9 protein-coding genes are annotated in these 15,376 nt (G+C 29.7%); 7 read left to right on the top strand and 2 right to left on the bottom strand.

The features are described from left to right. Positions 1 to 621: 621 nt before the first annotated feature. Both I2A75_RS12495 and I2A75_RS12490 read left to right on the top strand, forming a co-directional pair. Positions 622 to 1,611, top strand: a complete 990-nt coding sequence (locus tag I2A75_RS12495; protein WP_195264939.1) for a hypothetical protein — start codon at positions 622 to 624, stop codon at positions 1,609 to 1,611. A gap of 17 nt (positions 1,612 to 1,628) precedes the next feature. Continuing rightward, a complete protein-coding gene (locus I2A75_RS12490; RefSeq protein ID WP_195264937.1) occupies positions 1,629 to 1,886 on the top strand; it encodes a helix-turn-helix domain-containing protein in 258 nt (85 codons plus the stop codon). Between the two features lie 64 nt (positions 1,887 to 1,950). On the opposite strand, the gene I2A75_RS12485 is transcribed toward I2A75_RS12490, so the two are convergent. Next, the gene (locus I2A75_RS12485) at positions 1,951 to 2,403 is read right to left on the bottom strand and encodes a DUF6241 domain-containing protein (RefSeq protein ID WP_195264935.1); all 453 of its coding nucleotides are present in this window, start codon (positions 2,401 to 2,403) and stop codon (positions 1,951 to 1,953) included. 263 nt (positions 2,404 to 2,666) lie between these two features. Between I2A75_RS12485 and I2A75_RS12480 the strand changes: the two genes are divergently transcribed. The 5 genes from I2A75_RS12480 (at position 2,667) to I2A75_RS12460 (ending at position 14,762) form a co-directional block, all read left to right on the top strand. Continuing rightward, on the top strand, positions 2,667 to 3,614 hold the full coding sequence (locus I2A75_RS12480) for an FMN-binding protein (protein WP_243242160.1): 948 nt from the start codon (positions 2,667 to 2,669) through the stop codon (positions 3,612 to 3,614). A gap of 128 nt (positions 3,615 to 3,742) precedes the next feature. Next, positions 3,743 to 3,883, top strand: coding sequence for a hypothetical protein (locus I2A75_RS12475; RefSeq protein ID WP_195264933.1), 141 nt, complete (start codon positions 3,743 to 3,745; stop codon positions 3,881 to 3,883). A gap of 135 nt (positions 3,884 to 4,018) precedes the next feature. Continuing rightward, positions 4,019 to 4,714: a TraX family protein gene (locus I2A75_RS12470; RefSeq protein ID WP_195264931.1), complete on the top strand. Its 696-nt coding sequence runs from the start codon at positions 4,019 to 4,021 to the stop codon at positions 4,712 to 4,714. A gap of 321 nt (positions 4,715 to 5,035) precedes the next feature. Then, positions 5,036 to 10,423 (top strand): endo-alpha-N-acetylgalactosaminidase family protein, encoded by a 5,388-nt coding sequence (locus I2A75_RS12465; protein WP_195264928.1) that lies wholly within the window; start codon positions 5,036 to 5,038, stop codon positions 10,421 to 10,423. A gap of 88 nt (positions 10,424 to 10,511) precedes the next feature. Then, a complete protein-coding gene (locus I2A75_RS12460) occupies positions 10,512 to 14,762 on the top strand; it encodes a glycoside hydrolase N-terminal domain-containing protein (protein WP_195264926.1) in 4,251 nt (1,416 codons plus the stop codon). A 367-nt stretch (positions 14,763 to 15,129) separates the two neighbouring features. Here I2A75_RS12460 and I2A75_RS12455 read toward each other — a convergent pair whose 3' ends face one another. Further along, a complete protein-coding gene (locus I2A75_RS12455; protein ID WP_195264924.1) occupies positions 15,130 to 15,375 on the bottom strand; it encodes a spore coat protein in 246 nt (81 codons plus the stop codon). Between the last annotated feature and the right edge of the window lies 1 nt (position 15,376).

The raw sequence follows: 15,376 nt of genomic DNA, 5'->3' as shown, positions 1-15,376 counted from the left end.
CCCCTGTTCAATACAGAAATCATCTTCTTTGTGCATAACCCTTTTTTTATAATGTCCTTGACATAGGTATCAGTTTAAAACGCGAGCCCCTTTGAAAATAAAAGTATTTATCCGATAATGAAATTTAATCTTTAATAAAACTATATTTAATTCTATAAAGGAGTAAAGTCCTTTGGGTTAGTTATAAAAATAGCTTTTTAATTGCTTATGATTTAATAGAGATTTAAAATAAATATATAAATTAAAATATGCAAATAAGAGGGTTAAAATGGAAAAGATTAAGGATATTTTAATAAATGGATATATGATAAGCTATTTTAAAACCTAAATATAAAATAGGTAAAAATTTAAATGAAGTTGAAAAGTTAATTTGTGATGAAAGTAATCTTATAAAAATCTATATTGATAAAAGGTAGCCAAATTTAATGGTATAAGTTTAGCTACTTTTTTGTACAGTTTTTTCTATATTATAAAACAAATAAATAAGTAAAAATTAACTTGGAATGTATTTACAAATAAGTGTTATAGTAGTATTATCAAATCATAAGTAGTAAGTAGTAAGTAAGTTGTATATAATTTACTTATAATAAGAAATTAATTAGGGTTAAAGAGGAGAATTGTATGAGAGATTTAAAATTATCACAAAGCTATTCAATTATTGCTTTAAATGCACAGGACAGTAAGCATATGACCACAGTCAAAAAAATATCACTTCATTGTATTTCAGCAGCAGTTATCTTAGAGTCTTATTTAAATGGTAATTTTATAGAGGTTAATGATAAACTATCCTTAAAAAAATCATATCTTGAAAATCCTAATATCACTTTATATCAGGAAGCAGTTTTTAAACCACTTTTTAATAAGAAGGAAATTATAGAAGAAGATTTAAATTGGTGGCTATCAAAAGCATCTAATTTAGCTAATAAACATCTAAAAAATCTTGAAATTTCTATGACAGATTCTTTAAAAGGATATGATTATATTGAGGAAATACCTAGTTTATTAGGTTGTGATATGTATTACAAAACAGCTGGACTATCATTAAGAGAGTATAGAAGTAATATGGATGAATATTCTAGAATAGTTGAATTCCTTAGAGCTGAAATTTTAGAAGATGGAGTTTTAAGTGATGAAAACATGTTTATGCTGTGGCTTCTTAGAGAAAGTGGATGCATGCAAGATGTTTTTTCTAAGGGAGATTTAGAAATAGTATATAAAAAGATTCATAGTTTAGTTATAAATAATAAAATATCAAAGAAACTTTATGATATTCACATTTATCATGGAATTGAAATGGCTGTAAAGGGATTTTTAAATATGAAGAAAAATGCAATTAAAACTCCAACAGGTACTGGAATAAACTTTATTTTTCCTGATATTGAACGTTCTCAATCTATCTTTATTGATACGGAGGAATGGTTTCCTAACGCAAGTCAAAGACTAGGAGAAGTAAGGAAAAGATTAGAGGAAAATGGTCACGATTATACTGTCATACATGAAGGAGCAGTTCCTTTAATTAAAATAGATAATATAATTTATGAAGCTATACCAGAAGCAATTCAAGGAAGAGTAGCTATTCATGGGGTACGTCTTAGAAGATATCCTATTTAAAGGAGTTGTAAAATTTAATGTCAAGACAAAGATCGATGGAAAAAATATTAGAATCAGAGTATGTATCAATTGGAGAACTTGTTAGGATTACTAACTCTAGATATAGTACACTTAAATATTATACAGAAGAGGGTATGATACCTTTTGAGCAAGAGGAAGAAAATTTAACAAGAAGATTTCCACGTGAAAATGCTGTTAAGAGGATTGAAGAAATTAAGGAGTTAAAAAATAAGGGCTATAGCATTCCAGAAATTAAAGAGTTATTAAGTAAATAAATATAAAAATAGTACAAGAGTTTATAACTTGTACTATTTTTATAAATAAGTGTATAACAATTTGCTATTCTTTTAAAGAAATTGCTTTTCCGATAGTTCCACCAAGCTTTTTCCAAAAGTAATTATGTTCCTCAACAGCTTTCGAAAAATCGTTATTTTCCCATCTAGAAAGCACTTCTAACATGTAATCTTTATCTTCATAATCAACTCTTTCTATTAAGCTTTTTAATGATGCAATATATTTAGGGTCCATAGATATTCTTCCCCAAATTTGATTATCTTCTGCAATTATTTTTGTATTACTCATTCTATGAAGTATATCATAAACTTTTTCAATAGGATAATATTCATCATCCTTGATTTCAATACTTGTTTCTTTAGAAATTTCTTTATTTATTTTTTCAATTTCAGATATATTTGATTTAGCATTTATGTTACCAGATGAACGTTCTTTATAATAAAAAAATGATGATATAGCTATAATTACTAAGATTAAAATAATTGTTATGGTAATCATAGCTTTATTTTTAAATAATTTAGATATATTAATAACCTCCTTAAATATACTTTATATTAATTATAATCCATAATTTGTATAATTTGAATATAGAAAGGTAAATAAAATAAAGAAAAAATAGAAAAATAGGACGGATTATTAAGTTGATGTAAACATTATTTATAAAGTGTTAAATATAAATGGGAATAATTGCTGAGAATCTAAAATTATGATAATATATTGACGAAAATTTAACAATATTTATACGAAAAGAGGATAAGTAAATGAAAAGTAAAAAACTAAGGGGGATGATTTCTACTTTAGCTATTATTATGGCAATGGGAGTATTAACATCATGTGCTAAAGAAGAAAAGCCAGAAGAAAAAGCAGATGCAAATACACAAGCATCAACAACAGTTGGACAAGATATTGATTTAGAGTGGGATGCTCAACCTACATTAGGATTAATAAAAGGTGATTACTACAAAATTGAAGAACGTTTTAGACAAGGTCATTTAGGAATATTAGAAGTCGTTCAAAATGATGGGAAAATAGTAGAGGTTGAGTTTAATGAAATGACAAGACCAAATTACTATAAAAGATATTATCAAGATGTTCCTAAGCGTAATTCAGAGTATAATTTTGATATGGGATTAGCTAAAGGGGCAGCTTGGATTCAAAGTGTTGTTCAAGTTGAAAAGCAAATGATAGATGAACAAAGATTAACAGGAGAATTCGATGTTGTATCTGGAGCTTCAAATAGTATAGAGCAAGCTATGGCACCATTAGCTGAAAAGCTTAGTACTGAATTATCAAGTCCTTCTGGAATTAAGTACTATGCAATTGCAGAAGAACTAGGTGGTGGATTAACAGGTAAATTAAAGGTTATAGTTAAAGATGGTAAAATTTTAGAGTGTAGATATGATGAGATATTTGCAAATTCACAAGATGAAATAGAAGATCCAGAATTAAAGAAGTATTATAGAGTATCAAAGTATGAAAGTATTGAGTATCATGAGCCATCACGTATAGGGTTTAATATTCAAATGGATGAATTAAATAACAAGGTTGTAGAAACTCAAGATATGCTAGATTTAACAGGATTACCTGCAATAGAGGATACAGGTGATTATAAATCAAGCGGATATACTAAGAGAAATACAGCATGGGATAATTATTTAAAACTAGCTGAAAAGTTACTAAATGAAATGAAAGCAGATAATGTGTTATAATAAATCAATAATAAAAAAGTTAGTCAAAATGGCTAACTTTTTTATTATTGATTTATTATATAAAAGAATTAAATTACTAAAATTATTTATTATAAAAGATTGAATAGTAAGTTAGAGGAGGGAGTCTATTGAAAAATACTACAGATAAGATTTGTCCAATTTGTGGAGAAACTATGAAGGAATTTGATTATGCATATGATAATAATCAATATGGAAAGAAATATTTTAAATGTGAAGAATGCGGTCATAAAGAAAACACAATGAATTAATTTTGATACCACTAGGATGAAGACTAGTGGTATTTTACTGTCTTACAATAATGTAAGGTAAATGAAAGGAATATAAATAGATAGAAATATAAATCATAGGTACAATAGTTTTATGAAATTAGGGAGGTTAAGTTAATGAAGATATTTAGTTCTTTTACATTAAAAATTATAGCTATTGTTACAATGCTTATGGATCATATATATACATATTTAGGTGGAGCTTATGATATCCCAATTTGGTTTGGCTATTTAGGAAAGCTTTCAGCTCCTATATTTTTCTATCTTATAATAGAGGGATTCTTTCATACTAAAAGTAGAATGAAATATTTAGGTCGTTTATCTCTATTTGGATTGATAATGATAGGACTAGATAATTTATTAGGAATAAGTAATAATATATTTTTATCTTTAGCTCTTTCAATTTTGATTTTGTTAGTATTAGAGTATGGCAAGGCAGTGAATAATAAAAAGGCTTACATTGTAACAACAATTATAGTAATATTTTTAGGTGTTGCATATATGTTTACGGAATCATCTTTTTATGGATTTTTCATGACATTAATATTTTATTTCTTCAGAAATAGAAAATGTTTATTATCAATTTCGTACATAGCTTTTTCTATTTTGCCTGTTATTACAGCGTTTTTTGGACAAGATGCATATGAGCAACTTATGCTGTTTGATTACCAATGGATGATGGTATTTTCATTACCATTAATTTTATTATACAATGGTAAGTTGGGATTAAAAAATAAATTTACAAAATGGATGTTTTATATGTTCTATCCTGTACATTTGATAGTGATTCAAATTATATCTAGAATTGCGTGATATAATAATTAGGTAAAAGAATAGCCAAAAAGAAAAGACGAAAGTAGAAAAGTGTAAATAATGTGGTTATACCAATAAAGTTTTAGAATTATTAAATTAATATTATTGATTAATACTATAAAATAAAAAGAGATATATTTAATATACCTCTTTTTATTTTTTTTATTCGAATATATAAGTTAATTTATTGAGAACAATATTTTAACATAGATATTTAAAATAGCAATATTATTAAAAAAATTACCAATTTTACTAAATTATTAAATTGTATTATATATTAAAATATAATTGTAAATGTATACAAAAGGTGGAGGGGATATTATGAGAAAAAAATCAATTAATAAAAGTATTGCTTTTATAATAGCAGCTGCAGTTGCAGTTGGTCAAATTCCAGTATCGGCTTTAGCTGAAACAACTAATACTACGCAAGTAGGCAACATCAAACAGGTAAATGACTCCTTTGTGTACAATCAAGAGTATAGTGACTATGATAGTAACTCTTGGACAAGACTTGCAGGGGATGGTGAAATTAAAGAAGTTTTTGATTTTACTGAAGGGGGTTCAAAAGGTGCTTTAACAATAAAAAGAGATGATAGTAAGGGTAATAACTTGGTTTTCATTGAAGATCAATCTCCAGAGTTAAAAGATTTTGAAGCAGAAACAAGATTTAAGTTTGAAGCTAAAGAGGGGGAATTACCAGGAAGGTTTGGTCTTGTATTTAGAGGGAAAGGTGTTAATAGTTATGGCTTTGTAGGATACAATACAGGAACAGGATGGTTAATAGAATCACCTACCGCTTGGAAAGATGATATAGCAGGTCCAAAATTAGAAAGTGGACAATGGGTTACTATGAAAGTGAAAGTTAAGAGAAATACTTTAACATTGACGGTTAATGGGCAAGAAATATTTAATGATATTATATCAATAAATAATTTTCCACAAGAAGCAGGAAAATTTGGGTTTAGAACTTGGTTTGATAGTAAAGATATAACAGTTGACTATTTAAAAATTAAGACACTTGATGATGAAGTTAAAAATGATATAACAAGTGTAAAACCAATAGATATTGAAACTTTAGTTAAAGCTAAGCCACAGTTACCTTATACAACTACTGTAACATATGAAGATGGAACAACTGCTGAAGAGGTAGTTATTTGGGATTATGTTGATCCAAGTAGTTATGAAAGTGCTGGGAACTTTACAGTTCAAGGAACAATAAGGGGTGCATCAGAAGAAGCTCCTAAAGCAATTGCAAATATAACTGTAAGAGAGAAAATATCTTACTCAGCAGATTTTGATACATCAGAAACAAGTGGGGACTGGAAAGTATTAAAACCAATAGGGATAGCAGTAACTGTATCAGATGGATCTGTGAAGATTCCAATGAATGGAGTTTCTTTAGCATATGATAACAAGTCTCCTAATATTAAGAATTTTACTTATGAGACAGACTTTAGTGTAAATAATGATACTGGAAGAATTGGATTAGGGTTTAGAGTCCAAGATGTAAATAATTGGGGAGCATTATGTTACGATTCAGGTTCATGGGTATGGAAATCTGCTAAAAATGGACAAGAGAGTTGGGGAGCATTTCCAGGTTCAACTAAACTTGAAGCAAATAAAAATTATAAATTAAAATTGAAAGTTGAAGATAATACTATTACTTTATGGATAAATAATGAATTATTAGGAAGTACAACAACAGGAAGTATACCTAGTAATGCAGGTAAAATAGGTCTAGTAGGATGGTTTGGTAATAAAACCGTAACATTAGATAATATAAAAGTTGAAGAAATTACCACAGAAATTGAAGAAGAGTTACCAGAGGTTCAAGTTCAGAGTATAGAATCAGATAAAATAAAAGTTAATTTAGATAATACCTTTCCAAGAATAGTAGATTATGTGTGGAAAGGAGATAATTCAAAGTTAATAGGTCAAGAAGATAGATATAATAAAATTCAAATAAATAATGAAAAATATTCTCCAAAGGTTTCATTCAATATTGAGAATAATGTAGCTACGTATACTTTGGCTATTGACGAAATAGGAGTTACATTAACTATGCAAGTATCTGTAAATGATAACAAGATAAGAATGGAGATAACAGATATAAAAGAAAATGGTGACTTTAAAGTAAAGAAAATATACTTACCTAATAATAGTTTTGCAACAGTTAAGAGTAATGAAGGTGGAGCAATAGCAGGAGTTTTATCTACAGGAGCATGGCATCAAATAACTGATGAGATAAGTACAGTTGAAGATTTAGAACCATCATTAAAAAATAAAACATATGCATTTATAAATAACGATAATTTTGCTATAACAATGAATAATAATGTAATTGAATATTCAAGTAGAATAATACTAGATACTCAAAATAAAAATGGATATAAGTCTACTGCAATGGGAACAGGAGAATGGACTTATAGAGAGGTGTTAGACTCAGAAGTAGAAGTTTATGCCGAAGATACATTATGGACAGAAGTCATGATAACAAAGGATATGAATTCAGATGAAACAATAGATTGGCAAGATGCAGCTATAGAATATAGAAATAATGTTGAAGCACCTATGGGAGGAGATATGATTAAAGATAGCCTTTCCTATATAGCGTTCAATATTGGATATACTCAAAGTCCATTTTTAAGAACTTTAGATACTGTAAAGAAATTATATAATTATACAGATGGATTTGGACAAATGGTACTTGAAAAAGGATATCAAGCTGAAGGACATGATGATTCTATCCCAGATTATGGCGGACATATAGGGATTAGACAAGGAGGCGTTGAAGATTTTAATACATTAATAAATGAAGGTGCTAAGTATAATGCAAAATTTGGTGTCCATATAAATGCAACAGAGTATCAACTAGATGCTTTTAAGTATCCAGATGGAATAGTAAATGAAAAGGCACCTGGTTGGGGATGGCTTGATCAATCTTACTATGTTGATCAAAGAGCTGATATTGTAACTGGTAAGTTGTTTGAAAGATTAGATGAATTAAAAAAAGATGTACCAGATTTAGGATGGGTTTATGTTGATGTTTATACAGGAAATGGATGGAATGCTCATCAACTTGGAGAAAAACTTAATGATATAGGTTATCCAGTAGCTACTGAATTTCATAGTCCTTTAGAAGAACATGTAATTTGGAATCATTGGGGTTCAGATCCAGCATATCCAAATCAAGGTGGAACAAGTGATATTTTAAGATTTATAAGAAATAGTACTAAGGATGGTTTCTTATCAAATCCGTTATTAAAGGGAAGTAAGCATTTATTATCAAGTGGATGGGGAAATAATCACTCAATAGAAGGAGTGAATGGAGTAGAAAGGTTCTATAATCAAGTTTTACCAACTAAGTATATGCAACATTTCGATATAATGAAAATGACAGAAGATGAAGTTATTTTTAATGAAGGACTAAGGGCAGTAAGAGAAGGAAATGATATAAATTACTATAAAGAGGGGAGGTTAGTTGCAACAACTCCAGAAGATACAATTAATTCAATTGGAGAAGGAAAGACTACTTTATTTTTACCTTGGGATCCAGTTGAAGAAGATGAGAAAATTTATCATTGGAATCCAATGGGTACTACTTCGGAGTGGGAACTACCTGAAAGTTGGGGGAATTTAAAGAATGTTGAGATTTATGAATTATCTGATTTAGGTAGAACTAAAGTTAAAAGTATAAATGTTGTCAATGGAAAAGTAACTTTAGATGTTAAACAAAATACTCCATATATAGTAACTAAGGGAGAAGTTTCAGAAGATAGAATAGATTCATGGGGTGAAGGCAGTAAAATAAATGATCCTGGATTTGATTCTCAAAGTTGGAATTACTGGACTAAAGAATCAGAAAATGGTGAAACAGATCATATAACTTTTGTTAATGAAACTGAAAATAGAAGAAAAGGAAATGATATAGTTTCTATTGGAGAAAAGCAAGGGAAAATAAGCCAAGAAATAAGTGGATTAGAAACTGGAAAAACTTATTCAATTTCTGCTTGGGTAAAGAATAGTGGTAATAGAGAAGTTCTTTTAGGTGTAGACGTAGGGGATGAGAGTTTTAATAACACTATTAATCGAGGTGGAAGAGTAAGACAAGGAGAAGGTGTTAAATGGTTAGATGATACTTACGTTAGAATGGAAGTAGAATTTACAGTGCCTAAAAATATAGATAAAGCCATTATTTATATAGAAGCAGGGGAAGGTGAAAATCCAGTATTAATTGACGATTTTAGAATTTGGCAGCATCCTGGTCATACAAATAAAGATGGATATGTATTCTATGAAGATTTTGAAAATGTTGATGAAGGAATAACACCATTCTTCTTAGCACCAGACAGAGGAACTTCGAATAGAACTCACTTAGCAGAAAAAGATTTATATGGAAGACAAAAAATGAGCTGGGTTATTAATGGAAGATTCTCATTAAAGAGTAATCAACAACAAGGCGAAGTAGGGGAAATGATAGTAACAGATTCATCAACATTAAAGTTAGAGCCTAATACTAAATATGAGCTTGGATTTTTATATTCACTTGCAGATGCAGCACCTGGATATTCTATTAATGTTAAATCGTTATCACAAGGAACATTATTAAATATCCCATTAGAGGCTACTGGTGTTGAAACAGGAGAATATATTAATGCTAAGCCAATAGTAAAGGAATTTACTACTGGGGATGTAAATGATTACTATATATCTTTAGATAAAGGTAATGGATTTAAAGAGATTATTTTAGATGATATTTATGTCTCAGAAATTAAAGAAGAATCTGATTCAGTAATAAAGAATGTAAATCTAAATACAAGTGTAAATGAATTGCCAGTAGATTTATCTGTTGATTTTGATGTCAATGCACTTATGTCTAATGGAAAAAAAGTAGATTTATCAAAAGCAACAGTTGAATATGTTATTTCAGATGAGAATGTTATTGCAATAGAAAATGGAAAAATTAAGGGATTAAAAGATGGAGAGTCTACTTTAGCAGCTAAAGTAACAGTTGAAGGGAAATCTGTATCCTCTAATGTTGTGACTATAAAAGTTGGGAATGGAGGAGAAACTCCAGAAGCAGTGGATAAAACAGAATTATCTAATTTAATAACTGAGTCAGAAGGATTAAAAGAAAAAGATTATACAGCAAAAAGTTGGGGAATCTTTGTAGATATCTTAGCAGAAGCGAAAGCAATTTTAGCTAAAGAAGATGCAACACAAGAAGAAGTAAATAACATAAAAGCTTCTTTAGAAAAGGCTATTAAAGAATTAGAAAAAGTGGATGATGAAAAACCAGTAGAAGTAAATAAAGAGGAATTAAAGAAATCAATAGCAATAGCAGAATCTCTAAAGGCAGAAGATTATACAAAGGAGAGTTGGGAGAATTTCATAAGTGTTTTAAAAGATGCTAAGGGTATTTTAGTTAAGGAAGATGCTACTCAAGAGGAAGTTAACGACATAACAGATAAATTAACTAAAGCTATTAGTGATTTAAAATCAAGTGAAAATAGTGGTAGTAATTGGGGAAATAATAATAGCGGCGGTACCAATAATAATAGCAACAATAACAGCAATAACAGTAATAACAGTAATAACAGCAATAACGGATTACCAGCTACAGGAGGAACTTCACCAGCAGCAGTAGGACTATTTGGAACAATAGTTTCATTATTAGGTGCATTTATGTTAAAAAAGAAAAAACAATAGTATAAAAGTAATTTATTAAGTATAAAGACGTCTTGAAATATAAGCAAAAATATAGTTCAGGACGTCTTTAATTTTAAGGAGGATAAAAATGAAAAGGAAAAAAAGGATAATATCAGCAATACTAACCTTATCAATGCTATTATCTACTGGTAGAACTATATTTGCATTAGACAATAAAGTAAATGACAGCAAAGTTACAAATAATAATAAGTTGAGGTTATGGTATGATGCTCCAGCAGAGGATAGCTATAATGGTTGGGAGAAATGGTCATTACCTATAGGAAATGGACATATGGGGGCAAGTATATTTGGTGGAGTAGAGTATGAAAGAGTACAATTAAATGAAAAAACACTTTGGTCAGGTGGACCAAGTGAAAGTAGACCTAAATATAATGGGGGAAACATAGAATCTAATGCAACCGTTAAAGTTAATGGGGTAGATGTTCCAATAATGAAGGCCATTCAAGATGCATTTGCTAGAGGGGATATAGCTACAGCTAATAGTTTATGCAATAAATTAACAGGCGTTAGTGACGACGCAGGAACAAAAGGATATGGTTATTTTTTAAGTTACGGAAACATGTATTTAGATTTTAAAGATAATATAAAAGCTGACAATGTAAAAAATTATGTGAGAGATTTAGATTTATATACTGCAATTTCAAGCGTTAATTATGATTATAATAATGTTAACTACAGAAGGGAATATTTTATGAGTTATCCTGATAACGTTATGGTTACAAAGCTCTCTGCTAGTGAAAAAGGAAAATTATCTTTAGATGTTAGAGTAGAGCCAGATAATACTAGAGGTGGAGGGCCTAATACAAATAATGGATATAGTAGGACATTTGATAAAACTGCAAAAGATGGATTAATCACTATTTCTGGTGAGTTAGATGATAATCAAATGAAGTTTAGCTCTCAGACTAAAGTGATAAATAGTGGTGGTACAATTACTGATTTAGCAGATGGAAAGGTAAATGTAAAAGATGCTGATGAAGTTATTATAATAACTTCAATAGGAACAGATTATAAAAATGACTATCCTAAATATAGAACAGGAGAATCTGATGAAGATCTAGAGGCTAGAGTTAATAAAAATATTGTAGAGGCAAGCAAAAAGGGATATGATGCTCTTATAGAGTCGCACTTATCAGATTATCAAGGTATATTTTCAAGAGTAGATTTAGATTTAGGTCAAACACCATCAAGTATGACTACTGATAAATTATTGAAGAAATATAATGATGGCACTGCACCAGAAACTGAACAAAGAGATCTTGAGGTTATGTTATTCCAATACGGAAGATATTTATCAATAGCTTCCTCACGTGATGGATCATTACCATCTAATTTACAAGGAATATGGGCAGGGGGAAACAACTCTCCATGGCATTCAGATTATCATATGAATGTTAATCTTCAAATGAACTATTGGCCATCATACTCAACAAATATGGCGGAAACAGCTTTGCCATTAATTGATTATATAGAATCATTAAGAGAACCAGGTCGTGTTACAGCAGAAATTTATGCAAATATAAAGAGTACTGATGAAAATAAAGAAAATGGATTTATGGCTCATACACAAAATACGCCATTTGGATGGACCGCGCCAGGTTGGAGCTTTGACTGGGGTTGGTCTCCAGCAGCAGTACCTTGGATTTTACAAAATGTTTGGGAATACTATGAGTACACTGGCGATGTAGAATTTATGAAAACTAAAATTTATCCAATGTTAAAGGAAGAGGCTATTTTATATGAGCAAATGTTAATCGAAGATCCAGAAACAGGTAAATTAGTTTGTTCACCAGCATATTCTCCAGAACATGGACCAAGAACTAATGGGAATACTTATGAACAATCTTTAATTTGGCAAATGTACGAAGATGTTATAACAGCGGCTAAGTTAGTAGATGAAGATCCAGAGAAGATTGAAAAATGGGAAGATATACAAAGAAATTTAAAGGGTCCTATTGAAATTGGTGATAGTGGTCAAATAAAAGAATGGTATGAAGAAACAACATTAGGAAGTATGGGGCAAAAAGGACATAGACATATGTCTCATCTTTTAGGTTTATTCCCAGGGGATTTAATTTCTGTAGAAACTCCGGAGTTACTTCAAGCAGCTATTGTATCACTAAATGATCGTGGCGATCAAAGTACCGGTTGGGCAATGGGACAAAGAATTAATACATGGGCAAGGGTAGGAGATGGAAATCGTGCATACAGTTTAATTCGTACATTATTTAAGCGTGGTATTCTTACAAATCTTTGGGACACCCATGCACCATTCCAAATTGATGGAAACTTTGGTATGACTTCAGGAGTAGCTGAAATGCTTATGCAAAGTAATATGGGATATGTCAATTTTATGGCTGCTATGCCTGATAAATGGGTAGATGGTTCTGTGTCTGGATTGGTTGCTAGAGGAAATTTTGAAGTTGGTATGGAATGGAAAGATAACCAAGCTACTAAGTTTTCTATAACTTCAAATAATGGTGGAGAATTTATTGGAAAATATGAAAATATAGGATTATCAATTGTTAAAGATTCTAAAGGAAATTTGATTAATTATAGAGCTTTAGAAAATGAAAAAATATCTTTTGATACAGTTAAAGGTGAAACTTATATAATAACTAATATTCCAACTTCAAAATTAGATGCACCAACTAAATTAAGTGCTTATAGAATAAGTGATGAAGTTATTGATCTAGAATGGAATGATGTAGAAGGAGAAAATGTAACTTATAATGTGTATCGTCAAATAGATAAGGGAGATTTAGTACTAGTTGGTAATAATATAGAAGATACATTTTTAACAGATGAAAATGCTAAGGACATTTTAGGAACATTCAAATATAGTATTTCAGCAGTTATTGATGGAATTGAAACTAAGCTATCAGATGAAGTAGGTGTTAAAGATTTAAGAAACATGGCAGGATATATTGATGATCAAGACCCTCGTATAACTTATGTAGGGAATTGGGGAAACTGGTCTGAATCAGCTAATTATGCAGGTACAGTAAAGTTTTTAGAGAATCCAATTGGAAATGAAACAGCCGAATTAACTTTTGTAGGCACAGGAATAGAAGTGCTTGTAGTAACTAACGCAGATAGAGGTAAATATGAAGTGTTTATAGACGGTGCTAGCAAAGGCGAAGTAGATACTTATAGCCCATCTACAGAAAGAAAAAAGGTTATATATACTATTAATGATTTAAAAAAGGGAAAGCATACAATTAAGCTTAGGGCAACTGCAACAAAAAATCCTAATGCAAGTAGGGCTAAAGTAGAACTAGATGCATTTAAAGTTATAGATAATTTAGCAACAACTGTAACGGGGATTGATATATTCTCGGATTCAGGTATAAAAACATTAAGCAAAGCTAATAGCAGATTACAAATGTTGGCTAATGTTACGCCTATAGATGCATCTAATAAAGAAGTATCATGGAAGGTTACGGATAGTTTAGGAAATGCAACTAATCTTGCGACTATTGATGAAAATGGATTGTTAACTATAAATTCAAAGAATGGAGTAGTTAAGGTTACTGCTATATCTAAAGAAAATGAAGAAATAAAAAATTCAATCGACGTTAAAATTGCTATACCAACATCAATAAGTGAAACTATTGTAGAAGATGCTGTAAACAACAATGGGTGGACAAAAAATTCTCAGTTTATATGGACAGGTACTTGGTCAACATGGGCAGGAGAACCAACTAAACATCATGGTGTTACTAAGACTGAAACAGGGCTTGGAGCTGGGACAATAGGCAGTAGTATTGAGTACACATTTAATGGAACTGGAATAGATGTCTATGTTCACAAGCATACTAATTTTGCTAGTTTTGATATTTCTATTGATGGTGGAGAAAAAGCTAACTATTCTTTAGAAGGAAATGATGAAGGACAATCACTACTTGCATCATTTAAAAACTTAAAAAATGGTGAGCATACTATTAAGCTAACTTCTAAAGAGCGTTCTGGTAAATATCAAGTAAATCTGGATTATTTTAAGGTCCTTTCACCTGAAGCAAACTCTCCACTAGATAAAAATGACTTGCAGACAAGTATTGAAAATAATAAAGATAAGGTAGAAAAAGATTATACAGAAGAAACATGGATATTATTTAAAGAAGCATATGTTAATGCGGTAAATATAATGAACAATGATAATTCAAATATTGAAGAAATTAAATCAGCGACCAAAGCATTAAATTACGCATCTTTAGATTTAGAAGAAAAACCTTTAACAACATCTCCAGATATAGTAGATGCAATACTTAAAGCTATTAGTGAATTGAAATCAAGTGAAAATAGTGGTAGTAATTGAGTAATAATAAACAGCCTATTATGCCAGCTGAAGCTTTGATTGTATCGAAGAGGGAATCAGTTTTTCATTATAATCACCAAGATTCCATGTCAATATATTATTTAACTTTTTAATTTTCTAATAGGGAAGTGTGAAATAAAATTATTAGGTAAAGAATAGGAATTGTTAGCATAAGGGGATAGTGGATTCTTTAATTCCAATGAAGCAGATTTATGAGTTTTGAAAGAAAATAGTAGATGATTAGTTACAGAAGTTTATTATAAAATTAATAATTAGAGTATAAAAATAGTAGGTTATTTAATTTAATTGATAATACTATCTAAGATAAAGAGAGACGTTAATTTTACTTATCATCTCTCTTAATATGTTATTGCATAGTATATTTTTGTTTTGTTTGTTGAATTTTTTGAGCATCTACTTGTTCTGTTTGATACCAGCCTTTAGCTTCCATTTTTTTATAAATTTCATGTTGTATTTTTAATGTTTCACATAATAAATCATCAAAGGTTTGATATACATTTTCAGTTGAAGATTCAATTGTTCCATGTAAATATAAATCAGCAGCACCTTTTGTGAGTAATAAAATATTTTCCATTAAATTTTTATCATCCATG

It is taken from the genome of Clostridium sp. 1001275B_160808_H3, assembly GCF_015550425.1.
GTDB lineage: Bacteria > Bacillota > Clostridia > Clostridiales > Clostridiaceae > Clostridium.
Note: the sequence above shows the minus strand (reverse complement) of the source record. Positions and strands in the feature narration are given on the sequence as shown.

Excerpts from the sequence above, each read along its gene's own strand:
- I2A75_RS12495 (WP_195264939.1), top strand. The coding sequence starts at position 622 with ATGAGAGATTTAAAATTATCACAAAGCTATTCAATTATTGCTTTAAAT.
- I2A75_RS12490 (WP_195264937.1), top strand. The coding sequence starts at position 1,629 with ATGTCAAGACAAAGATCGATGGAAAAAATATTAGAATCAGAGTATGTA.
- I2A75_RS12485 (WP_195264935.1), bottom strand. The coding sequence starts at position 2,403 with ATGATTACCATAACAATTATTTTAATCTTAGTAATTATAGCTATATCA.
- I2A75_RS12480 (WP_243242160.1), top strand. The coding sequence starts at position 2,667 with ATGAAAAGTAAAAAACTAAGGGGGATGATTTCTACTTTAGCTATTATT.
- I2A75_RS12470 (WP_195264931.1), top strand. The coding sequence starts at position 4,019 with ATGAAGATATTTAGTTCTTTTACATTAAAAATTATAGCTATTGTTACA.
- I2A75_RS12465 (WP_195264928.1), top strand. The coding sequence starts at position 5,036 with ATGAGAAAAAAATCAATTAATAAAAGTATTGCTTTTATAATAGCAGCT.
- I2A75_RS12460 (WP_195264926.1), top strand. The coding sequence starts at position 10,512 with ATGAAAAGGAAAAAAAGGATAATATCAGCAATACTAACCTTATCAATG.
- I2A75_RS12455 (WP_195264924.1), bottom strand. The coding sequence starts at position 15,375 with ATGGATGATAAAAATTTAATGGAAAATATTTTATTACTCACAAAAGGT.